Source organism: Geodermatophilus pulveris (assembly GCF_900188375.1).
Taxonomy (GTDB): domain Bacteria; phylum Actinomycetota; class Actinomycetes; order Mycobacteriales; family Geodermatophilaceae; genus Geodermatophilus; species Geodermatophilus pulveris.
Genome location: NZ_FZOO01000005.1, coordinates 36,997 through 57,793, shown reverse-complemented (window position 1 = coordinate 57,793; position 20,797 = coordinate 36,997). Strand labels below are relative to the sequence as shown.

Below are 20,797 nucleotides of genomic sequence, written 5' to 3'. Positions count from 1 at the left end.
TGGTAGCCCTGTGTTCACGACCCGACCGGAGCTGACCGGCACCTTCGGCATGGTGGCCTCCACGCACTGGCTGGCCAGTGCCGCGGGGATGGCGACCCTCGAGGCCGGGGGGAACGCCTTCGACGCGGCCGTCGCGGCCGGGTTCACCCTCCAGGTCGTCGAGCCGCACCTCAACGGCCCCGGCGGCGAGGTGCCGGTGCTGTTCGCCCGCGCGGAGGGGACCGACGCCGGCCGGCCGGTCGTGCTGTCCGCGCAGGGGGTCGCCCCGGCCGCGGCGAGCATCGAGGCGTTCACCGACCTCGGGCTGCCGCTGGTCCCCGGCACCGGTCTGCTGGCCGCGACCGTCCCCGGCGCGGTGGGCGGCTGGCTCACCCTGCTGCGCGACCACGGCACGATGCCGCTGGACGCCGTCCTGCGCTTCGCCATCGGCTACGCGGAGGACGGCCACCCGATGGTCCCGCGGGCCGCCGCGACGGTCGCCTCGGTCGCCGACCACTTCCGCGCCCACTGGCCCACCTCGGCGGCGACCTGGCTCGCCGGCGACGGCACACCCCCGGCCGGCGGCGCGCTGTTCCGCAACCCGGCCCTCGCCGCGACCTACCGGCGGCTGCTGGAGGAGGCCCGCGGTCCCTCCCGGGAGGCGCAGATCGACGCGGCGCTGGCGGCCTGGTACTCCGGCTTCGTCGCCGAGGCGGTCGACGCGTTCTGCCGGGAGCCGGTGATGGACGACTCGGGCAGCGAGCACGCCGGGTTCCTCACCGGGCAGGACATGGCCGCCTGGACGCCTCGGTACGAGGCGCCGGTCACGCTGGACTGGCGCGGCTGGACGCTGGCCAAGGCCGGGCCGTGGTCGCAGGGGCCCGCGCTGCTGCAGGCGCTCGCCGTCCTCGACGGGCTGCCGGCCTCCGGGCCCGCCGGGTACCCCGGCGGTGTCGCCGGCGCCGACCTGGTGCACGCCTCCGTCGAGGCGGTCAAGCTGGCGATGGCCGACCGGGAGGCCTGGTACGGCGACGCGGCCGGCGTCCCGGTCGACGACCTGCTGTCGGCGGGCTACGCCGACCAGCGGCGGGCGCTGGTCGGCGAGCGGGCCGACCGGGAGCTGCGCCCGGGCTCACCCGGCGGGCGCCCGCCGGTGCTGCCGCGTTTCGTCACGGAGGCATCGTCGCGGGGGCGCCCGTCGGCGCAGACCCTCGCCGGGGTGGGTGAGCCGACCGTGGACACCCGGGGCACCACGCGCGGCGACACCTGCCACGTCGACGTCGTCGACCGGTGGGGCAACCTGGTCTCGGCCACGCCCTCGGGCGGCTGGCTGCAGAGCTCGCCGGTGATCCCGTCGCTGGGCTTCGCCCTGGGCACCCGGGCGCAGATGTTCTGGCTGGAGCCCGGGCTGCCCAACTCCCTGGCGCCCGGCCGGCGCCCGCGCACCACGCTCACCCCGTCGCTGGCGCTGCGCGGCGGGGTGCCGACCCTCGCCTTCGGCACCCCGGGCGGGGACCAGCAGGAGCAGTGGCAGCTGTGCTTCTGGCTGGCCCACACCGTCGGCGGGCTGGACCTGCAGGCGGCCATCGACGCGCCGGCCTGGCACACCACCAGCTTCCCGTCGTCGTTCTACCCGCGGGAGGCCACGCCCGGCGAGGTGGTCGTGGAGTCCCGGCTCGGCGACGCGACGATCGCCGAGCTGCGCCGCCGCGGGCACGAGGTCACCGTCTCCGACGCCTGGTCGCTGGGCCGGCTGTCGGCGGTGTCCCGGGACCCGGACAGCGGCCTGCTCCGCGCGGGGGCCAACCCGCGCGGCATGCAGGGCTACGCCGCCGGGCGCTGAGGCGGAGCCGCCGGGCGCTGAGGCGGAGCCGCCGGGCGCTGAGGCGGAGCCGCCGGGCGCTGAGGCGGAGCCGCCGGGCGCTGAGGCGGAGCCGCCGGGCGCTGAGGCGGAGCCGCCGGGCGCTGAGGCGGAGCCGCCGGGCGCTGAGGCGGAGCCGCCGGGCGCTGAGGGGCTACCCGGTCTCCTCCGCGTCGGTCCCGGAGCGGCCGGCGTCCTCGACGGCGGAGCCGGAGGGTCTCGGGCGGTCGACGTCGTCGGGCCCGGTGGGCTCCTCGTCGGGGTCGAGCAGGGCGTCGTCGGGCGCCAGGAAGGCGTCGTCGGGACCGGTCACGGGATCTCCTCAGTCGGTGTGCAGGTGCCGCAGCGGTACCCCGCGGGAGGCGGCCAGTCGCTCCGCGGCCGCCTCGATCGCGTCCCGGGCGACCGGCGCCCACAGCTCGGCGGTGACGGTCAGCGACGCGCCGGCCCGGCGGGGCCGCCAGGTGCCGGCGACCTCGCCGTCGGCCAGCACCGCGCCGGGCCGGCCGAGCACCGGCCACAGGGTCCGGGCGCGCGCGGGGTCGGGGACCAGGAGCGGCCGGTCGCGGGCCTGCAGGAACAGGTCGAAGGGCCCGAGCAGGTGCACGCCGCGCGCCGTCGGGACGTCGGGCAGCCGGGCGGCGTCCCCGGCCAGCAGCCAGCGCCGCTCGCCGTCCACCGTCACCTCGACGGCGTCCCGCGGCCAGCGGGCCCGCACGTCCCTCACCGGCGCGTCGAGGTAGCCGGCCACCAGCGCCGGGGTCGCCGGGCCGAGCAGCCGCAGGTACCCGCGGACGACGTCCAGGTGCGGGGGCACCTCGGCCGCCGGCGCGAGGCCGGGCACCGGGCGCAGCACCGGGGGCGAGGTCCCCGGCTCCAGCTCGAGCCCGGCGGGCAGCGCGGCCAGCCGGAAGGGCTGCTCGTAGACGTGGGTGGCGCCGCACGGGCGGCAGTGGCGCAGGTAGGGGGCGGGCAGCAGCGCGGTCAGCCGCCCGGACACCTCCCCCTTCACCATCGGGGCGGTGACGACCGACCGCATGGTCGCGGCCACGGTGTCCAGCGCCTCGAGCGTGCCGATCCCGGCCGCCGTGAGCGGCCTGGCCGCGTCGAAGACGCGCTTGGTCGCGTCGGCCTCGGAGAACGGCGCGGCGGCCGCGGCGACCCCGGGGAGGTCGGCCCGCCGGTACAGGTGCGGGGCGCCGCGGATCGTCCACACGGTGACCAGCCCCGCGCCGTCGCGGGCGTCCACCCCGCGCAGCGCGAGCGCCCAGCGCCCGCCGTCCGGCCCGGTGTCCTGCACCCCGAGGTCGAGCACGGCGGTGTCGGCCGGGCCGCCGGCGGCGCGGCCGATCTGCTGGGCCTGCACCCGCAGGTCGAGCACCTGCCGGCGGGTCAGGGCCGCGGTCACCTCAGCGCCGCGGCCGGCCGACGCCGGCGGCGTAGAGGACGAGCAGCACCGCCCCGGGGACCGACAGCCAGATCGGCCACGGGTACACGTCCCCGTCGGCGGTGACCGAGACCAGTCCCCAGACCACGAGGTTGACCGTGGCGATGCTCGCCCAGACGATCGCCAGCACCCGCATCGTGGTGCCGGCGTCGTCGTCGGAGAACCGGCGGCCCGGCGGCGGCGGGGGCGGAGGGTCCGGCGGCGGCTCGGGCAGGTCCCGGGTGACCCGGGCCAGCTCGCCGCGGGTGCGCGACGCCCACACCGACCGCACCCGGGTGTCGAACTCGTCCAGGTCCAGCTGGCCGGCCCCGACGGCGCGGCGGAGCCTCTCCTGCACGGCGGCCCGCTCCGGGTCGGACACGCGCAGCTGGTCGGGGTGCAACGGCTCGATCACGTCTCCGATCGTGGCGCACGGCCGGGCGCCGCGGGAGGTGCCTCGCGCGGACGGGTGCAGCGGAGCCGCACCGGGGGCGGCCACTCGTCAGGGACCCGCGCCGAGCCCGCGAGGCGTGGGGGGACGAGTGGTCCTCCGTCAGTCGTCGGCGAGGGTGCGCAGGATGCGGGCCAGCGTCGCGCGGTCGGCGGCGTCCAGGCGGGCGAACAGGTCCCGGGTGTCGGCCGCCCGGGCCCCGGCGATCTCCGCCTGCACCCGGCGGCCCTCGTCGGTCGCGGTCAGCACCACGGCGCGCCGGTCGGTGGGGTCCGGCGCCCGCTGGACCAGGCCGCGGGCCTGCAGCGCGTCGGCGACCTCGGTGGCCGAGCGCGGCGCGATGTGCAGCGCCTCGGCGAGGTCGGACAGCCGGGTGCCGGCCCGGTCGGTGACCACCCGCAGCCCCCGGGCGTGATGCGGGGACAGCTCCCACGGTGCCAGCGCCTCCCGCCACCGCCGGCGCTGCCCGCGGGCGACCCGCACGAGCAGCTCGCCCAGGGCCTCGGGGTCGTCCGGCATGCCGGGGATCGTAGCCGCGACCGTGCGGCTGCCTCACCGTGAGGTAACCTCAGGACCAGGAGGTGGTCGGCATCGGCGACACCAGGGGACCGGGCAGCGGCCGCTCAGGACAGCGGGCCGACCCGGCCGACCGCGCCCAGCTCGAGCGCCACCCCGTGGCGCTGCGCCGGGTGACCGCGCTGTTCGGGCCCTTCCGCCGGCAGGTCGCCGTGGTGGTCGCGCTCATCGTCGTCTCCTCCGTGGTGGCGCTGGCGACGCCGTTCCTCGTCCGGCTGGTCATCGACGAGGCGCTGCCGCGGCAGGACGTGCGGCTGCTGGTGTGGGCCGTCCTCGGCATGCTCGCCGTCACCGCGACCACCGCCGTCCTCGGCGTGGTGCAGACCTGGCTGTCCACGACCGTCGGCCAGCGGGTCATGCACGGCCTGCGGACCTCCGTGTTCGGCCACCTGCAGCGCCAGTCGCTGGGCTTCTTCACCCGCACGCGGGGCGGGGAGGTGCAGTCGCGGCTCACCCACGACATCTCCGGCATGCAGTCGGTGGTGACCTCCACGGCCACGTCGCTGGCCTCGAACGCGACCACCGTCGTCGGCACGATCGCGGCGATGGTCGCGCTGTCCTGGCGGCTGTCGCTGCTCTCGCTGGTCGTCCTGCCGCCCGCGGTGCTGCTGACCCGCAGGGTGGCCCGGATGCGCCGCGCGGTCACCGCGCAGCGCCAGCGGCACCTGGCCGACCTGCACGCCCAGGTCGAGGAGGGGTTGTCCGTCAGCGGCGTGCTGCTCGGCAAGACCCTCGGCGCCGGGCCGGCCCAGTCGCGGCGGTTCGCCGACACCTCGCAGGACCTGGTCGGCCTGGAGGTGCGCGCCCAGCTCGCCGGCCGCTGGCGGATGGCCACGATGAGCATCGTCTTCGCCGGCATCCCGGCGCTGATCTACCTCGCCGCGGGGCTGCCGGCGACCTCCGGCGGCATGACCATCGGCACGCTGGTCGCCTTCACCGCGCTGCAGGGCACGCTGTTCCGCCCGCTCATGGGCCTGCTGGACGTCGGCGTGCAGGTGACCGCCTCGATGGCGCTGTTCAGCCGGGTGTTCGAGTACCTCGACCTGCCCGTGGAGGTGGACGACCCGGCCGACCCGGTGCCGCTGGACCCGGCCGGCGTCCGCGGCGACGTGCTCCTGGAGGGTGTCTCGTTCACCTACCCCGACGGGCACCGGCCGGCGCTGGACGGCGTCGACCTCGCCGTCCCCGCCGGGGCGACGCTGGCGCTGGTCGGCCGCACCGGCTCGGGCAAGAGCACGCTGGCCTCGCTGGTCGCCCGGCTGGCCGACCCCACCGCCGGCCGGGTCACCGTGGACGGCGTCGACCTGCGCGACCTGTCGCTGGACACGCTGTCGCGGGTGGTCGGCGTGGTCTCGCAGGAGACCTACCTGCTGCACACCACCGTGCGGGAGAACCTGCGGCACGCGCGGCCCGGCGCGACCGACGCCGAGATCGAGGACGCCGCCCGCCGCGCGCAGGTGCACGACGTGGTCGCGGCCCTGCCCGACGGCTACGACACCGTCGTCGGCGCCCGCGGGCACCGGTTCTCCGGCGGGGAGAAGCAGCGGCTGGCGATCGCCCGCACGCTGCTGCGCGACCCGCGGGTGCTCGTGCTCGACGAGGCCACCAGCGCGCTGGACACCGGCACCGAGCGGGCGGTGCAGGCCGCGCTGGACGAGGCCGCCCGGGGCCGGACGACGATCACCATCGCCCACCGGCTGTCCACCGTGCGGCACGCCGACCGGATCGCCGTCCTGGACGCCGGCCGGGTCGTGGAGAGCGGCACGCACGCCGAGCTGGTCGCCCGGGGCGGCCGCTACGCCGCGCTGGTGGCCGCCGGCGACCGGGAGCCCGCGCTGGCCGCGTGAACCGGCCCGAGCGCCTCGGGCGGGCCGGGCCGGCCGAAGAACCAGCCCTGGCCGAGGTCGACACCCAGGGCACCCAGCGCGGCGGCGTCCGCCGCCGTCTCCACGCCCTCGGCGACGACCCGGGCGCCCGAGCCGTGGGCGAAGGCGACCATCGAGCCCACCAGCGCGGCCAGCACCCGGTCGGTGGCGACGCCGCTGGCGATGCTGCGGTCGAGCTTGATGACGTCGGGGGCGGTGGTCACGATGTGCCGCAGCGAGGAGAAGCCCGCGCCGACGTCGTCGATCGCCAGCCGCAGCCCGGCGGCCCGGAACGGCGTGAGGACGGCCGCGAGCGCGTCGTAGTCCTCCACCGCGTCGTGCTCGGTGAGCTCGAGCACGACCCGGTCCAGCGGCAGGGCGCCCAGCAGCCGCGTGCACCCGGGGGTGAGCAGCGTGGCGGGGGAGACGTTCATGGCGACGTAGCCGTCGACCCGGTCCAGGTGCGCGGCGGCGCCGGCGAGGGCCTGCAGCTCCAGCTCGTGGCCCAGCCCGATGCTGTGCGCCTCGGCGAAGACGACGTCGGGCGTGCGTTCCCAGTCGGCCGGGAAGCGGGACAGCGCCTCGGCGCCCACGCGGCGGCCGGTGGCGAGGTCGACGATGGGCTGCAGGACGACGAGGGGGCCGCCTTCGGCGGCGACCCGACCGAGCCGGTCCTCGATCTCGGTGCGCCGCTCCTGGGCGCGGACCTCGGGCTCGACGACGACCGCGGCCGCGGAGGCGAGGACCTGCATGAGGGCCTCGTCGCGCTTGCCGAGCTCCTTGTCGGAGGTGAAGCCGAACGCGCAGAAGGTGCCGTACAGGCTGCCGTCGCTGAGCGTCACAGGAGCGGAGACGTAGCTGCGGATGCGCGGGATGCGCGCCGCGGGCAGCGCCATCGCCACCGGCTCCCGCTTCACGTCGGGGATGACGGTGGGCAGCCGGCCGTCGAGGATCGCCTGGCAGAACGAGGTGTCCTGCCGCTGGGTCGCGCCGTCCCGGATGAACGGCACGGAGGACTCCACCACCTCCAGGTGCTGGGTCGTGCCGTCCAGCCGGCTGAGGAAGGCGACGCTCAGGTCCAGCGACCTCCTCGCCGTCCCCAGCAGGTCGGCGATCTGCTGCTCGGCAGCCGTTCGCTCCGTGCGCACGGGCGGCCTCCTCTCGTCCTCGACGGTCATCGAGCGGCCGGGCCCGGGACTGGAGCCCGCCTCACCCGCCAGGGGGAAGGACACCGGGCCGGACGTGGTTGCCCCGGTGACACCAGCAGAGAGGTCGTGCCCGTGCCCATCCCGTTGTCCGTCCTCGACCTGGCGCCCATCTCGCGGGGCCAGACGCCCGCCGACAGCATCGCCGCCAGCGTCGCGCTGGCCCGCCGGGCGGAGGCCAGCGGCTACCGCCGGGTCTGGTACGCCGAGCACCACAACATGCCGACGATCGCCTCCTCGGCGACCAGCGTGCTCATCGCGCACGTCGGCGCGCACACCTCGACGATCCGGCTCGGCGCCGGCGGCGTCATGCTGCCCAACCACTCGCCGCTGACCGTCGCCGAGCAGTTCGGCACCCTGGAGGCCGCCCACCCGGGCCGGATCGACCTGGGCCTGGGCCGGGCGCCGGGCTCGGACCAGAACACGATGTACGCGCTGCGCCGCGACCCGCGCTCGGCGGACCGCTTCCCGCAGGACGTGCAGGAGCTGCAGGGCTACCTCACCGGCGAGACGCGGGTGCCCGGCGTCCACGCGGTCCCCGGCCGGGGCTCGCACGTCCCGCTGTACATCCTCGGGTCCTCGACGTTCGGAGCGACGCTGGCCGCCGCGCTGGGCCTGCCCTACGCGTTCGCCTCGCACTTCGCGCCGGCCATGCTGCGCCCGGCGGTGGAGGCCTACCGGCGCGAGTTCCGGCCGTCGGCGCAGCTGGACCGCCCGTACGTGCTGGCCGGCGTCAACGCGGTGGCCGCCGACACCCGCGAGGCCGCGCAGGAGGCGTTCGCCGCCGCCCGTCGCCGGCTGGCGGTGGGCCTGTTCGGCCGCGGCCGCCCGCTGTCGGACGACGAGGCGCAGCTGCTGCTCGACGGCGGCGCCGGGGCGCACGTGGACACCATGCTGACCCACACCGCCGTCGGCACCGCAGGCGAGGTGCGGGACCACCTCACCGCCTTCGCGGCGGAGGCCGGCGCCGACGAGCTGATCGTGGCCCACCAGGTCCCGGGCGTGGAGGGCCGGCTGCGGTCGGTGGAGCTCACCGCGGAGGGGATGGCCGCCGTCCCCGCCTGAGGACCCGGCTCGCCCTGCGGACGGCGGGCGGCCTGCCTACGGTCGGGAGATGGACACCTCCGACCTGCTGGCCCTGCGCACCGACGATCGTGCCGCCCTCCTCCTGGTCGGCCTCCGGGGCGACTGGTAGCCCTACTGCTGCGCCCAGGCGGTCCGCCTGGCCCAGGAGCTGCCCCGGCTGAGCGCAGCCGGCACGGAGGTCGTGCTCGCCTCGGTCGACCCGCCGGAGGTCCAGCTGGCGATGGACGAGACCTGGCACCTGCCGTTCCGCTGGGTGAGCGACCCCGACGGCACCCGGCTGGCCCGCCCGCTGGCGGCGTGGGACGACGATGCGTCGATCTTCCGGCCGGTGGTGCTGGCCCTCGCCCCGGACGGGCGGGAGGTGTTCCGCGAGCTGTCGCGGGACTTCACCGACCGGCCGGACGACGAGCCGGTGCTCGCCGCTCTGGAGGGGCTGGGGCTGCCCGCCCTGCCGGACCCGGCGCCGTGGCGCCCCGAGGGGGTGCGCCCGGAGCCGTCCGAGCGGGCCTTCACCCCGGAGCGGTTCATCTCCTACTTCCGGGCGATCAAGATGAACACCACGGCGCTGGCCGGCCGGATGGTGGACGAGCGGGACCGCCACGAGGTGCAGCAGGAGACGGCGATGGCGACGTCCTTCCTGGACGCCTTCGACGCCTGGCGCGCCGAGCACCCGCCCGGCCGGCAGTAGCCGCCGCCGGCCGCCCGTGCCCCGGGTCGGGGCACGGGCGGCCGGTCAGCGGCCGGTGCTCAGTACCAGTTGTTGGCCTCGTGGAAGGACCAGGCCGCGCAGGGGCTGCCGTAGCGGTTCTCGATGTAGACCAGGCCGGCGTCGATCTGCCGGTACGGGTCCGACGTCTTGGCGATGCCGGTGCCCGCCCAGGTCGAGTCGAGGAACTGGGCGATCCCGTAGGCCGTGCTGGTCGGGTTCTGCGCGTTCGGGTTCCAGCCGCTCTCCGCCTCCCACAGCGCGTCGAGGCAGTCGAACTGGGCGGCGTCGCCGACCTGGCCGGCGGCGTAGTCCTTGTAGGCCTGCTCCCCCGTGGCGGCGGGGGCCGGTGCGGGAGCAGGTGCGGGGGCGGGGGCGGGTGCCGGGGCGGGTGCCGGAGCGGGGGCCTCGGCGGCGGGCGCCGCGGCGTCGGCCGCGTCGTCGCGGTCCCACCGCTGCCGGTCCCCGTCGGACCGGTCACCGTTCCAACCTGGGCCGGAGTCGCCCGGGGCGGCCTGGGCGACAGCCTGGCCGGTGAAGGTCAGCGCGACGGTCATGGCGCCCGCGGCGGTGAGCAGGTGCAGGGCGCGGCGGGTGCTGCTGCGTGCGTGCATCGGGCAGTTCTCCTGGGGGTGCGGTTCGCGTGGACGCGCGCGTCGACGGCCGACGGCGCGGGGTAGCGGGTCGGACGGGGGAGTCGTGGCTCGAGGCCGGACGGGCAGGGATCGGCGGCCGGGCGCGCGGCACCGGCCGGACGTCGGGCTCGATCCGGCTGCGGGGTGCCGTGCGACGGCGGGGTCCTGGTGTGAGGGCAGGCGGGAGCGCGACGGTCCCGGACCTGGGGGCGCGGGCGCTGAGGGCCCGCGCGCAGTGGTGCTCCGTTCTCCCCTGGCCGCCTACCAGGTCAGCTGACGGGTTCGGGCTGGGAGTGCCCTACCCGCTCCCGGGTGTCCGGGAGCGGGACTCACCCCGGTGGTACAGGTGGGTCCCCGGCTCGCGTGTGCGACTCGGCGGCATCCGGCACGGCGCCCCCCGGGCGGGAGCGGACGACCTGCCGGACGCCCAGAACGTAGGGCCGTGACCAATCCGTGACAATCGCTGGGCCCAGACCTGTCGAGTCCGTCGGCCGACAGGCCGACGACACGCCCGGATGCGCGCTCACCGCCTCACCGTCCGCGACGGACCGGGCCGGTGACCGTGCTGCCTCGGCCGCGACGGCGAGGGCGACGTCCTCGTAGGCGCGGGTGAGCGGGTCGGGCGCGTGGCGCGGGGTGGCGGGCAGCAGCAGGGTGGGCGGGAGACCCTCCGGCGTGCGGGAGACGACGTCCGGGCGGGGGTGGTGGCCGGGCCCCGCAGGCCGCGCGGATCGACGAGGTGGCCGCGCAGGAGCAGCCCCTCCGGTACACGGGCCCGGACGCCACGCTGGGCGTCCGGCCGTCCTGACCGAGCCCGGCGACCGGCCCGGGGGGCACCCCGGGCCGGTCGGCGGCGGTCAGCTGGTCCGCGCGGGCGCGAGGTCCTCGTCGCTGTAGTGCGGGGTGGCGAGGACCCCGTGCAGGCCGAGCAGGTTGCCGAACGGGTCGACGACGATCGCCGTCACGAACGGGCCGTGCGGGGTGACCGGCACGTACTCCCGGGCGCCCATCGACGTGAGGCGGGCCAGCGTCGCCTCCACGTCGTCGACCGACCAGTGCACGACCGCGCCGCCAGGCCCGGCGGGCCGGCCCTCCGGGGCGCGACTGCTGTCCGCCAGGGCAAGCTCGTGCTGGTCCTCCCCGACGGCGAACTTGGCGTAGATCGTCCGCCCGCCCCGCCCGGGGCGGGTGAACACCGGCGGGGCGCCCAGGAACTCGGTGTACCACTCGGTGGCCGCGGCCACGTCGTCCACCAGGAACATGAGCGCGTTGAACCCGCGCAGGCTCATCGGGCGGCCTCGAGCTCGGGATGCCAGTCCTCGGCCTGCCAGCGGTAGAACACGTGCGCGACCGAGTCCTTGGGGCTCTGCCAGGTCTCCGGCCGGTACGGGCTGACGTACGGGCGCAGGGCCTCCATGACCTTGATGAACGCCGGTGCCGGCGCGTTCGACTCGTGGTCGGCCCGGACGGCGGCCGCCTTCGCCGCGTCCTGCTCGAGCAGGTGCACGAAGCAGTCCTCGATCCCGTACAGCCAGCGGCCGGTCACGCCGGTCTCGGTCGGCAGGCCGGTGGCGTCGGACTCGGCGAACACCCGGGCGATGTCGGCCTCCGAGCCCGGCTTCATCCGCTGCACGATGACGGTCAGCTCCCGGTCCTCGGGCACGTCGCCCTCGGGCAGCCACTCGTAGAACTGCTTGGCCACCGAGTGCGACGGGTTCTGCCAGTAGCTCGGGTACGGCGTCACGTACGGGGCGATGGCCTCGGCGATCTGCTGGAACGCCGGGAGCCCCCGGCGCTGGCCGGAGATCTCCGGGTCCTCCTTGCGCTCGATGACGTGGATGTAGAGGTCCTCGTACGACAGCAGCATCCGGCCGACGACGCCGAGGTCCTGCGGCCGGGTGGTCGGGTCGAACTGGCCGAAGACGGGGCCGACCTTGTCCTCGCTGCCGGGGACCATGTGGCAGACGATCACATTGCGGAACGGGCGCCAGGTCATGACTGCTCCTCTGCGGGTGGAAGGGACGGGTGCCGGGTCAGGGGGTGGGGGTGTAGCGGAGCGGGAGCTCGAGCAGCCCGCGGAAGGCCGAGGCGGCCGGCAGCCACTGCAGGTCCTCGACGGGGACGTCGAGCTGCAGGTCGGGCAGGCGGACGAGGATCCGCCGCAGCGCCGTCGTCGCCTCCAGCCGGGCCAGGGCGGTGCCCAGGCAGTAGTGGACGCCGTGGCCGAAGGCCATGTGCGGGGTGTCGCCGCGGCTGAGGTCCAGGGCGTCCGGGTCGTCGACGAGGGCCGGGTCGTGGTTGGCCGAGCTGAGCACGATCGTGACGATCGACCCCGCGGGGACGGTGACGCCACCGATCTGCAGGTCCTCGGTGGCGAACCGGAAGCTGGAGACCGGCACCGAGCCGTCGAAGCGCAGCAGCTCCTCCACCGCGTCGGGCACCCGGTCGAGGTCGGCCAGCAGCTCGGCCATCTCCTCGGGGTGGGTCAGCAGCGCCACGATGGCGTTGCCGAGGAAGTCCGAGGTCGTCTGGTAGCCGGCGAACAGCAGCAGGAAGCAGGTGGAGACCAGCTCGGCCTCCGAGAGCCGGCCGTCGCCGTCGCGGGCGGTGATCAGCGCGCTGACCAGGTCCTCGCCGGGCCGGGCGCGCTTGGCCGCCACCAGGCCGGTGAAGTAGGCGTGCAGCCGCTCCTGGGCCTGACCGATGGCCGCCCGGTCCTCCTGGGGGCTGCGCCCGCCGGTGCCGACGGTCCGGATGACCTGCGTGCCGGCCAGGATCTCCTCGTGGTCGGACTCGGGGATGCCGAGCAGGTCGCCGATGACGGCCAGCGGCAGCCGCAGGGCGAACTCGTCGACGAACTCGCACCGCCCCGTGGGGGCCATCCGGTCGAGCAGGCCCTCGACGATCTCCTCCACCCGGGGGCGCATGGCCTCGATCCGCCGCGGGGTGAACGCCTGAGTCACCAGCCGCCGCAGCCGGCTGTGCTCGGGCGGGTCGGAGTTGAGCATGTTGGTGTTGATCTGCCGCGCCTTCTCGCCGAACACCGCCAGGTAGGTGTCGCCGGCGCGGTACAGGTCCTTGGACAGCCGCGCGTCCGACAGCGCCTGCCGGGCGTCCTCGTAGCGGGTGACCAGGAAGGAGTCGAACCGCGGCGTGCGCACCTTGACCACGGGGCGCTCGGCGCGCAGCCGGGCGTAGACGGGGTAGGGGTCGGCCCGGAACTCGGGGGTGTAGATCTCCGCGCCGGGGACGACGTCGTCGCTCGCGGGCGGTGCGGTCTGGGTCATGTCGTCTCCAGGGGGTCGGGGAGGGGGGTCACTGGGCGAAGACGCCGGCGAGGTGGTCCATCAGCGCGGCCTCGCTCACCGGCCGGGTGCGGAAGCCGACGTGCCCGTCGGGGCGGACCAGGTAGGCGGCCGTCGCGGCACCGGCGGTGCCGTAGGCGACGGCGAAGGACCGGTCCGCGTCACGGACCACCGGCAGGTCGACCAGCAGCGGCACGCGCGCGTCGGGGTCGGCCACCAGGTAGGGGTCGACCTCGCCGCGGCTGTACTGGCGCACGCCCACGGCCAGCTTCTCCAGGGCGAGCAGCTGCTCCTCGGACACGTCGGCGTCGGCGTGCAGGAGCAGCGTGGACCGGGTGCCGCGGGTCAGGTCGAACAGCCGCAGCGGGTGGGCCACGCCGAAGCGCCGCAGGCCCTGCACGTCCGGCGCCCGGTGGCCGGGCTCGGGGCCGGCGGTGAAGCCGGGCGTCTCCCCGACCAGCGGGCTGCCGGCGTAGTTCATGGTCATCTGCATCTCGAGCAGGAACTGGGCCTTCTCGTCCTCCATGTCCATCTCGTCGGTGAACGCGATGGACACCGCCCGGTCCACGATCATCTTCCCGGCCGGGCGGCGCTCGGCCTCGTAGCTGTCCAGCAGCCCGGGGGCGGCCAGCCCGCGGACGGTGAGGGCGAGCTTCCAGCCGAGGTTCCAGGCGTCCTGGATGCCGGTGTTCATGCCCTGCCCGCCGGCCGGCGGGTGCAGGTGCGCCGCGTCGCCGGCGACGAAGACCCGCCCCTCGCGGTAGCGGTCGACGATGCCGTGCTTGATCCGGAAGATCGACGACCAGCGCAGGTTGCTGGCCGTCGTCCCGGGCGGGCCCTGGTCGTCGATCGCGGCCTGCACGTCGGCCAGCGTGGGCGGCTCGTACTCCTGCCAGAACCCCGCCGGGACGACGCCGGTGCCGACCGCGTCCTGCCACTTCTGCGGCGCCAGCGTGGCGATCCGGTAGCGGTTGCGGCCCTTGAGCGGGACGCAGACGAGCATCCCGGTGAAGTCGTCCTCGTTCTCGATGCGCACGAAGCGGACCAGGTGGCCGGCCGGCAGGTCCCAGTCGACGTCGACGTCCCCGAGCATGAACAGCTGCGGGAACATCGACAGCCCGCCCTCGAACTGCAGGCCCAGCCCGGCGCGGACGGCGCTGTGCGCGCCGTCGCAGCCGACCAGGTACTGCGCGCGGGTGGTCTCCACCTCCCCGGACGCGTGCCTCAGCTGCGCGGTGACGCCCTCGTCGTCCTGGCCGAAGGCGGCCAGCTCGACGCCGCGCTCCACTTGGACGCCGAGCGAGGCCAGCCGCCCGGTGAGGAGGCGCTCGGTGTCGTACTGCGGCAGCCCCAGGTGGGCGTAGGGCAGCTCGTCGAGGCCGGACCAGTCGACCTGGTGGGTCTGCACGCCGTTGACGAACACCGTCTGCCCGTGCAGCCAGATGCCGGCGTCCATCGCCTCGGTGACGATGCCCTGGTCCTCCCAGATCTCCATCGTCCGGCAGTGGATGCCGATCGCCTTGTCCGCCTGGGTGGACGCCTGGGGCCGCTTGTCCACGACGCGGACGGCGACGCCGCGGCGGGCCAGCTCGATGGCGTGGGTGAGGCCCGCGGGCCCGGCGCCGACGACGAGCACCTCGGCCGGCCGGCCGGGCCGCGCGGCGACGTCCGCGGCGTCGAGGACCACCGTTGCCGTGGCGGGCGTGTCCTCCGGCTTGCCCACGAACTCCTGGACGCTGGCGCTGGGCACCGTCACCGGCTGCCCGGCCACCAGCTCCAGGTCCGGCTCGGGGGTGGCGGGCACGCCCTCGGGGACGAGCGGGGGCGGCGGTGCGGCCGACGCGGCGGCTGCGGCGACCGACGGGGGCACCGGCCGCACGCGCAGCGCGAACACCCGGCGGTCCTCACCGCGCGCCAGCCAGCGGCCCAGCGGCCCCGCCGACCAGTTCGCCGGCTCGGCCGCCCAGTCGGTGAACTGCTGCTCGGAGTCCCACTCGGCGACGACGTGGTAGCGCCGCCCGTCGGGCTCGCGCAGCAGCTCCTCGCGGGCGTGCCCGGGGACGCTGCGGGCCAGCTGCGCGGCGGCGAGGTAGGCCAGCTCGAAGGCCTCGGCCTCCCAGGGCTCGACGGCGACGGCGGTGTCGATGCGCACCCGGTCCACCTCGACGTCCCCGCCGGGCGAGGCCAGGGACGGGAAGTCGGTGTCGGCGTCCGGGCGCCGGCGGATCTCCAGCACCTCGCGGCGGAACTCCACGGAGTGCCACCGGGCCAGCGGGGCGCCGGCCGCCATGTGGGAGGGGTCCTCGACCCACTGCACGAAGTCGTCCTCGGACTCCCACTCCGCGAAGATGTGGTACCGCAGGCCGGCGGCGTCGCGCAGCAGCTCCTCCCGCACGTACCCGCGGGCGTCCCCGATCCGCTCGGTGACCGTCCGGTAGGCCCGCTCGAAGGCCTCCTGCTCCCCGGGCTTGACGCTGGTGGAGAAGTCGATGCGGACCGGCCGGGGCTGCTCGGCGGCGTCGACCGTGGCCAGCACGGTGAACGTCGATCGGGTGGCGTCCTCGCGCAGGTCGCGCAGCGACTCGGTGAGCGCCTCGCGGGCGGCGCTGCGCCCGAAGGCGTCCACCGACGCCCGGTCGGTCCAGTCGCTGACGATGGCGAACCAGCGCGGGTCGCCCTCGTCGCGCATCAGCTCCTGACGCACGTTGCCGGGCACCCGGCTGATCTCGGCGGCGGCCCGGTGCCAGGCGGCCTCGAACTGCGCCTCGCAGCCCTCGCGGGCCTGCATCCGCAGCATCGTCCGCACGGCCGCCCGGCCGCCGCCCCCGGGCACCGTCACGACGTCCCCTCCTCCGGGCCCTGCCCGCCCGGGACGACCGCCAGCACCTCGTAGGTGTTGCGGGCCGCGTCCTCGCGCAGGTCGCGCAGCGCCTCGGTGAGGGTCTCCCGGGCGCTGCTGCGGCCGAACGCGTCGACCGCGGCCCGGTCGGTCCAGTCGCTGGTGATGAGGAACGTGCGCGGGTCGTCGGCGTCCCGGATCAGCTCCTGCTGCCGGTTGCCGGGGACCCGGCTGATCTCCTCGGCGGCCCGGCGCCAGGCCGCCTCGAACTCCGCCTCGCAGCCCTCCCGGGTGCGCATCCGCAGGATCGTGCGCACCGCGGTCCCCGGCTCGGTCACGCCCCCACCTCCGGGCGGTGCCGGCGCAGCACCAGGGCGCTGTTGAAGCCGCCGAAGCCGCGGGCGAGGACGACGACGACGTCCAGCTCCTGCTGCCGCGTCTCGCGCACCAGGTCCAGCCCGTACTCCTCCACCGGCTCCTCGACGTTGCCGGTGGGCGGCACCAGCCCGTCACGCATCGCCAGCAGGGCGGTCGCCACGTTGAGCGCCGACCCGCCGGCCATCAGCCGCCCGGTCCAGCTCGACGGGGCCGTCACCGGCACGCCGCGCTCGCCGAACACCGCGGTGATCGCGGACGCCTCGAGCGCGTCGAGCTCGGGGATGCCCGCGCCGTCGGCGACGACCATGCCCACCTCGCCGGGCGCCACGTCGGCGTCGGCCAGCGCCAGCCGGATGGCCCGCGTGTACTGGGCGGCGTCCGGTGCGGGGTCCTCGTGGTGGTGGGCGTCGTGGGTGGCGGCGTAGCCGACGACCTCGCCCCAGATGCGCTGGGCGCCGCGGCCGGCCGCGGCGTCGGCCTCCTCCAGCAGCAGGATCGCCCCGCCCTCGCCGATGGCCTGGCCGTTGGCCCGCCGGTCGAAGGGCTTGTAGGCGTCCTCCGGACGCGGCGCGGTGGACAGCCGCCCGCTGGTGACCTGGCACAGCAGCGCGTACGGCGTGACGCCGGCCTCCGTGCCGCCCACCAGCACCGCGGGGGTGCCGCGGCGGGCGACCCGCCGCGCCCAGCCGATGCTGTCCAGCCCGCCGGCGCCCTCGCTGACGACCACGCCGGAGGGGCCCTTGTAGCCGTCGCGGATGGACACCTGGCCGGTGCTGGCCGCGTAGAACCAGGCGATGGACTGGTAGGCGCCCACCGACCGCGGGCCCCTGGACCACAGCCGCTGGATCTCGTGCTGGCTGAACTCGTTGCCGCCGGAGCCCGCGGCGAGGAACACCGAGGTGGCGTAGGCCTCCTCCGGCGGGATGTACCCGGCGTCCTCGGCGGCCAGCGTGGCCGCGGCGAGCGACATCCACGACCACCGGTCGGTCTGCACCTTGAGCTGGGGCGCGATGTACTGCTCGGCGTCGAAGCCGCGGACCTGCCCGGCGACGGTGACCCCGTACTGGCTGGCGTCGAAGCCCTCGATGGGGCGCACCGCCAGCTCCCCGCGCAGCAGGGCCTGCCAGTGCTCCTCGACGCCGATGCCGGTGGGCGCGACGACGCCGATGCCGGTGACCAGCAGCCGGGTGGTGCCGTGCCGGGGGGCGGTGATCGTCCGGCCCCGCGGGGCGGTGTCCCGGGCGGGGCCGACCACCTCGGTGACCACGCCCTCCTCGCTGATCACGGTGGAGTCGGTCATGCGGGCCTCCGATCGGGCTTGGCCAGGACGATGGCCGACTGGAAACCGCCGAAGCCGCTGCCGACCGAGACGGCGACGTCGACCTTGTGGTCCCGGGCGGTCTTGGGCACGTAGTCCAGGTCGCACTCGGGGTCGGGCACCTCGTAGTTGGCCGTCGGGGGGACGACCTGCCGCTGCACGGCCAGCGCCGTGGCGGCGATCTCGATGGAGCCGATGGCGCCCAGGGAGTGGCCGACCATCGACTTCAGCGAGCTCATGGGCACCTTGTAGGCGGCCGCGCCGAGGCTGAGCTTGACCGCGGCGGTCTCGTGGCGGTCGTTCTGCTTGGTGCCCGAGCCGTGGGCGTTGACGTAGCCGACCTCGCTGCCGTCGATCCGCCCCTGGGCCAGCGCCTGGTCCAGCGCCTCGGACATCTCCACGCCGTCCGGGCGCAGCCCGGTCATGTGGAAGGCGTTGCAGCGGTTGGCGTAGCCGGTGACCTCGCAGTAGATCTCCGCGCCGCGGCGCTGGGCGTGCTCCAGCTCCTCCAGCACCATGACCGCCGACCCCTCGCCCATGACGAAGCCGTCGCGGCGGGCGTCGAAGGGCTTGGAGGCGTGCTCCGGGTCGGCGTTGTTGCCCGTGGTCGCCCGGATGGTGTCGAAGCAGGCCATCGAGATGGGGGAGATGGGCGCGTCGCTGGCCCCGGCGATCACCACGTCGGCGTCGCCGTCCTCGATCAGCTGGCTGCCGTAGCCGACCGCGTCGATGCCCGACGTGCAGCCGGTGGACACGACCGTCCCCGGGCCCTGCGCCCGGAAGCGCACGGCCACCTCGGTCGCCGCGCAGCTGGGCACGAGCGCCTGGTGCAGGAACCGCGAGGCGTAGCGCGGGTCGACCAGCCAGTGCTTGCCGGCGTCGCTGACGTCGACGTACTCGTCCTCCAGCCGGGTGGTGGCCCCGACCGCGCTGCCGATGGTGACGCCGACCCGCTCGGGCTCGGGGGCGTCCGGGGCGCCGCCGACGCCCATGCGCAGCCCGCTGTCGGCGACCGCCTCGTCGGCGGCCACCATCGCGAACTGCACGAAGCGGTCGTTGCGGTGCACCTCCTGGGCGGTGAGCCCGTGCTTGCGGCCGTCGAAGTCGACCTCGGCGGCCACCTGCGACCGGAAGCGGGCCGGGTCGAAGAAGGTGATCCGGCGGGTCGCCGTCCGGCCGGCGGTGATCATGTCCCAGAAGCCCTCACGGCCCATGGACCCCGGCGCCACCACCCCGATCCCGGTGATGACCACCCGCCGTCGACCGGTGCTCACTGCACACCCATCGAGCCCGGCGACGGCTCGGTGTCGACGTGGCCGAGCTCCGGCCGCGGGGCCAGCGGGCCGCAGAGGAACACGAAGGTGGCCGTGGTCGCGGAGTCGTTGACGATGCGGTGCTTCACGCCGATCGGGATGTGCACGGCGGACTCGGAGGTCAGCCGCCGCTCCTCGCCGTCCAGGGTGACCAGGACGTCGCCCTCCTGGCAGTAGAGGAACTCCTCGGAGTACGGGTGCCAGTGCTCGGTGACGACCTCGCCGGGCTCCAGGGTGAGGGTGCCCATGAAGCCGGCGGTGGAGCCGACGCTGGCCGGCGACAGCAGGACGCGGATGTCGCCGCCCCGGCGCCGGTTGGGGGGCGTGTCGGCCCGGTGCACGGTCGGGCCGCAGCGCACCTTCGCCGACGGTGCGTGCTGGATGGTGGTCATGACTCTCCTCCGGTGGGGACGGGCACCGCGGTGGCGTGCTCCGTGGGGATCGGGGTCCCGGGCCCGGCGGCGAGGTGCACCGGGAGGTCGGGGTGGACCTGGCGGACCAGGGGTCCGAGGACGGGGACGGCGGCGACCTCGACGACCGCCGTCGCCCCGGCCTCGACCAGCGCGCGGGAGGTCGCCTCCCACTGCACCGTCGAGGTCAGGTGCGCCCGCAGGCACTGGGCCAGCTGCTGCGGGTCGCGGGTGGGCCGGCCGTCGGCGTTGGGCACGACCGGCACGTCGGGCTCGGACCACTCGAGGTCGGCGAGCGCGGCGGCGAGGTGCCGGGCGGTCGTCGCCACGAGCGGGCTGTGGCAGGCGGTGCGCCCGGGCAGCCGGACCATGTCCAGGCCGGCGGCGAGCACCGCCTCCCGCGCCCGGGCCAGCTCGTCGCAGCCGCCGGCGAGCACCACCTGGGCCGGGCCGTCGACGGAGGCGACCGCCAGGGTGCCGGTGGCGCCGACGTCGACGACGACCGCGCGGGCGACCTCGGCGGCGCCGGGGCCGACGACGGCGGCCATCCCCGCGCAGGACGGGCGAGGGGACAGCGACAGCAGCTCGGCGCGCCAGTGGACCAGCTCGACGGCCTGGTCCAGCGGCAGGGCGCCGGTGGCCACGAGGGCGGCGTACTCGCCCACCCCGTGGCCGGCGACGACGACCGGCCGCAGGCCGCGCGCCACCAGGCTGCGGTAGCCGGCGACGCCGCTGACGACGACCTCGACGTGCGCCGCCGTGGTGTCGCAGCTGAGCGCCAGCGGGTCCCGCCACCAGGTCGCGACGTCGCGGCCGACGACGGCGGAGGCCTCGTCGACCACCTGCCGCGCGGCCTCGTCACCGAGCCAGGCGTCGACCGCGCCGGCACGGACGCCCGCCTCGCCGGCCAGGACGACGGCGACGGCGGGCGGGCCCCCGCTCACGTCGCCGGCTCCCCGGCCGCGGCCGCCGCCTCCACCTTCCCCTTGATGACCTCCATCTGGATCTTGCTGTTGGCGTTGATCCGCTTGGTCATGCCCTCGGTGTCGATGGGGGCCTCCGGGCGCATCCGGAAGTCCTGGACCCAGCGCATCCGGGTGCCGGAGCCCTCGGGCTCGTAGTTCCACCGGATGTCCATGAACTCGAAGGGCCCCGGCTCCACGCGGCGGGCGCGGACCTCGCGCGCGGCCTCGTCGAGCTCGCGCTCGGACACCCAGCTCCACACCCGGCCGCTCTCGTCGGGGTGCATCTTGAGCCGGAACCGGAACCAGGTGTCGGTCGAGGCCAGGATCTCCACCTCGGCGTACTCGGTGAACAGGTCCGGCCAGCTCGGCAGGTCGTTGGTCATCCGCCAGACGTGGTCGATGTCGGCGTCGATGTAGATCGAGTTCTCCGTGTGCCCGGCGGTCTCGGTGCCGGGCTCCAGGGTGCTGCTCACGTCGTC

At 75.9% G+C, this 20,797-nt stretch carries 19 protein-coding genes, 1 pseudogene and 1 riboswitch; of the genes and pseudogenes, 4 read left to right on the top strand and 16 right to left on the bottom strand.

The genetic code is table 11. The features are described from left to right. The first annotated feature begins 10 nt into the window (after positions 1 to 10). Complete coding sequence (locus CHB98_RS11700; protein WP_089305788.1) at positions 11 to 1,822, top strand: gamma-glutamyltransferase family protein; 1,812 nt, start codon at positions 11 to 13, stop codon at positions 1,820 to 1,822. 172 nt (positions 1,823 to 1,994) lie between these two features. On the opposite strand, the gene CHB98_RS21630 is transcribed toward CHB98_RS11700, so the two are convergent. The 4 genes from CHB98_RS21630 to CHB98_RS11685 form a co-directional block, all read right to left on the bottom strand. Then, complete coding sequence (locus CHB98_RS21630; protein WP_179224435.1) at positions 1,995 to 2,153, bottom strand: hypothetical protein; 159 nt, start codon at positions 2,151 to 2,153, stop codon at positions 1,995 to 1,997. Positions 2,154 to 2,162: 9 nt separating this feature from the next. Further along, positions 2,163 to 3,248 carry a DNA glycosylase AlkZ-like family protein gene (locus tag CHB98_RS11695; RefSeq protein ID WP_089305787.1) on the bottom strand — a complete coding sequence of 362 codons (1,086 nt, stop codon included), beginning with the start codon at positions 3,246 to 3,248 and terminating at the stop codon, positions 2,163 to 2,165. Position 3,249: 1 nt separating this feature from the next. Then, a complete protein-coding gene (locus CHB98_RS11690) occupies positions 3,250 to 3,681 on the bottom strand; it encodes a DUF1707 SHOCT-like domain-containing protein (RefSeq protein WP_179224433.1) in 432 nt (143 codons plus the stop codon). Between the two features lie 138 nt (positions 3,682 to 3,819). Then, positions 3,820 to 4,236, bottom strand: a complete 417-nt coding sequence (locus tag CHB98_RS11685) for a MarR family winged helix-turn-helix transcriptional regulator (protein WP_089305785.1) — start codon at positions 4,234 to 4,236, stop codon at positions 3,820 to 3,822. Between the two features lie 62 nt (positions 4,237 to 4,298). On the opposite strand from CHB98_RS11685, the gene CHB98_RS11680 reads away from it, so the two are divergent. Continuing rightward, positions 4,299 to 6,140 carry an ABC transporter ATP-binding protein gene (locus CHB98_RS11680; protein WP_089305784.1) on the top strand — a complete coding sequence of 614 codons (1,842 nt, stop codon included), beginning with the start codon at positions 4,299 to 4,301 and terminating at the stop codon, positions 6,138 to 6,140. Here CHB98_RS11680 and CHB98_RS11675 read toward each other — a convergent pair. Then, positions 6,089 to 7,306: a sensor domain-containing phosphodiesterase gene (locus tag CHB98_RS11675; RefSeq protein ID WP_089305783.1), complete on the bottom strand. Its 1,218-nt coding sequence runs from the start codon at positions 7,304 to 7,306 to the stop codon at positions 6,089 to 6,091. The genes CHB98_RS11680 and CHB98_RS11675 overlap by 52 nt on opposite strands. A 132-nt stretch (positions 7,307 to 7,438) precedes the next feature. Here CHB98_RS11675 and CHB98_RS11670 point away from each other — a divergent pair, with 132 nt between their 5' ends. Beyond that, positions 7,439 to 8,428 (top strand): LLM class flavin-dependent oxidoreductase, encoded by a 990-nt coding sequence (locus CHB98_RS11670; protein WP_089305782.1) that lies wholly within the window; start codon positions 7,439 to 7,441, stop codon positions 8,426 to 8,428. 142 nt (positions 8,429 to 8,570) lie between these two features. Next, positions 8,571 to 9,137: pseudogene (locus CHB98_RS11665) on the top strand (peroxiredoxin family protein); the annotation flags it as partial. Positions 9,138 to 9,196: 59 nt separating this feature from the next. Here CHB98_RS11665 and CHB98_RS11660 read toward each other — a convergent pair. The 11 genes from CHB98_RS11660 to CHB98_RS11610 all read right to left on the bottom strand — a co-directional run bounded on the left by CHB98_RS11660 (position 9,197) and on the right by CHB98_RS11610 (position 20,791). Further along, positions 9,197 to 9,769, bottom strand: a complete 573-nt coding sequence (locus CHB98_RS11660) for an aggregation-promoting factor C-terminal-like domain-containing protein (RefSeq protein ID WP_089305780.1) — start codon at positions 9,767 to 9,769, stop codon at positions 9,197 to 9,199. A 264-nt stretch (positions 9,770 to 10,033) separates the two neighbouring features. Beyond that, positions 10,034 to 10,178: riboswitch (cyclic di-AMP (ydaO/yuaA leader) on the bottom strand. Between the two features lie 469 nt (positions 10,179 to 10,647). After that, positions 10,648 to 11,079, bottom strand: a complete 432-nt coding sequence (locus CHB98_RS11655; RefSeq protein WP_089305779.1) for a VOC family protein — start codon at positions 11,077 to 11,079, stop codon at positions 10,648 to 10,650. Next, a complete protein-coding gene (locus tag CHB98_RS11650) occupies positions 11,076 to 11,786 on the bottom strand; it encodes a TcmI family type II polyketide cyclase (RefSeq protein ID WP_089305778.1) in 711 nt (236 codons plus the stop codon). The genes CHB98_RS11655 and CHB98_RS11650 overlap by 4 nt, the downstream gene beginning before the upstream one ends. A 37-nt stretch (positions 11,787 to 11,823) precedes the next feature. Continuing rightward, positions 11,824 to 13,077 (bottom strand): cytochrome P450 family protein, encoded by a 1,254-nt coding sequence (locus tag CHB98_RS11645; RefSeq protein ID WP_089305777.1) that lies wholly within the window; start codon positions 13,075 to 13,077, stop codon positions 11,824 to 11,826. A 28-nt stretch (positions 13,078 to 13,105) separates the two neighbouring features. Then, a complete protein-coding gene (locus tag CHB98_RS22735) occupies positions 13,106 to 15,934 on the bottom strand; it encodes an FAD-dependent monooxygenase (protein ID WP_281251859.1) in 2,829 nt (942 codons plus the stop codon). Continuing rightward, positions 15,931 to 16,272, bottom strand: a complete 342-nt coding sequence (locus CHB98_RS11635; RefSeq protein WP_245821100.1) for an antibiotic biosynthesis monooxygenase family protein — start codon at positions 16,270 to 16,272, stop codon at positions 15,931 to 15,933. The genes CHB98_RS22735 and CHB98_RS11635 overlap by 4 nt, the downstream gene beginning before the upstream one ends. Then, positions 16,269 to 17,612 carry a beta-ketoacyl synthase N-terminal-like domain-containing protein gene (locus CHB98_RS11630; RefSeq protein ID WP_089305776.1) on the bottom strand — a complete coding sequence of 448 codons (1,344 nt, stop codon included), beginning with the start codon at positions 17,610 to 17,612 and terminating at the stop codon, positions 16,269 to 16,271. Before CHB98_RS11630 ends, CHB98_RS11635 begins: the two co-directional genes overlap by 4 nt. After that, positions 17,609 to 18,904, bottom strand: coding sequence for a beta-ketoacyl-[acyl-carrier-protein] synthase family protein (locus CHB98_RS11625; RefSeq protein ID WP_089305775.1), 1,296 nt, complete (start codon positions 18,902 to 18,904; stop codon positions 17,609 to 17,611). Before CHB98_RS11625 ends, CHB98_RS11630 begins: the two co-directional genes overlap by 4 nt. Next, on the bottom strand, positions 18,901 to 19,335 hold the full coding sequence (locus tag CHB98_RS11620) for a cupin domain-containing protein (RefSeq protein WP_089305774.1): 435 nt from the start codon (positions 19,333 to 19,335) through the stop codon (positions 18,901 to 18,903). The genes CHB98_RS11625 and CHB98_RS11620 overlap by 4 nt, the downstream gene beginning before the upstream one ends. Beyond that, positions 19,332 to 20,297, bottom strand: a complete 966-nt coding sequence (locus tag CHB98_RS11615; protein WP_089305773.1) for an ACP S-malonyltransferase — start codon at positions 20,295 to 20,297, stop codon at positions 19,332 to 19,334. The genes CHB98_RS11620 and CHB98_RS11615 overlap by 4 nt, the downstream gene beginning before the upstream one ends. Further along, positions 20,294 to 20,791, bottom strand: coding sequence for an SRPBCC family protein (locus tag CHB98_RS11610; RefSeq protein WP_089305772.1), 498 nt, complete (start codon positions 20,789 to 20,791; stop codon positions 20,294 to 20,296). The genes CHB98_RS11615 and CHB98_RS11610 overlap by 4 nt, the downstream gene beginning before the upstream one ends. Positions 20,792 to 20,797: the final 6 nt, after the last annotated feature.

Bases quoted from the DNA above. Each gene is read 5' to 3' on its own strand.
- CHB98_RS11685 (WP_089305785.1), bottom strand. From the start codon at position 4,236: ATGCCGGACGACCCCGAGGCCCTGGGCGAGCTGCTCGTGCGGGTCGCC.
- CHB98_RS11660 (WP_089305780.1), bottom strand. From the start codon at position 9,769: ATGCACGCACGCAGCAGCACCCGCCGCGCCCTGCACCTGCTCACCGCC.
- CHB98_RS11655 (WP_089305779.1), bottom strand. From the start codon at position 11,079: ATGAGCCTGCGCGGGTTCAACGCGCTCATGTTCCTGGTGGACGACGTG.
- CHB98_RS11650 (WP_089305778.1), bottom strand. From the start codon at position 11,786: ATGACCTGGCGCCCGTTCCGCAATGTGATCGTCTGCCACATGGTCCCC.
- CHB98_RS11645 (WP_089305777.1), bottom strand. From the start codon at position 13,077: ATGACCCAGACCGCACCGCCCGCGAGCGACGACGTCGTCCCCGGCGCG.
- CHB98_RS11630 (WP_089305776.1), bottom strand. From the start codon at position 17,612: ATGACCGACTCCACCGTGATCAGCGAGGAGGGCGTGGTCACCGAGGTG.
- CHB98_RS11620 (WP_089305774.1), bottom strand. From the start codon at position 19,335: ATGACCACCATCCAGCACGCACCGTCGGCGAAGGTGCGCTGCGGCCCG.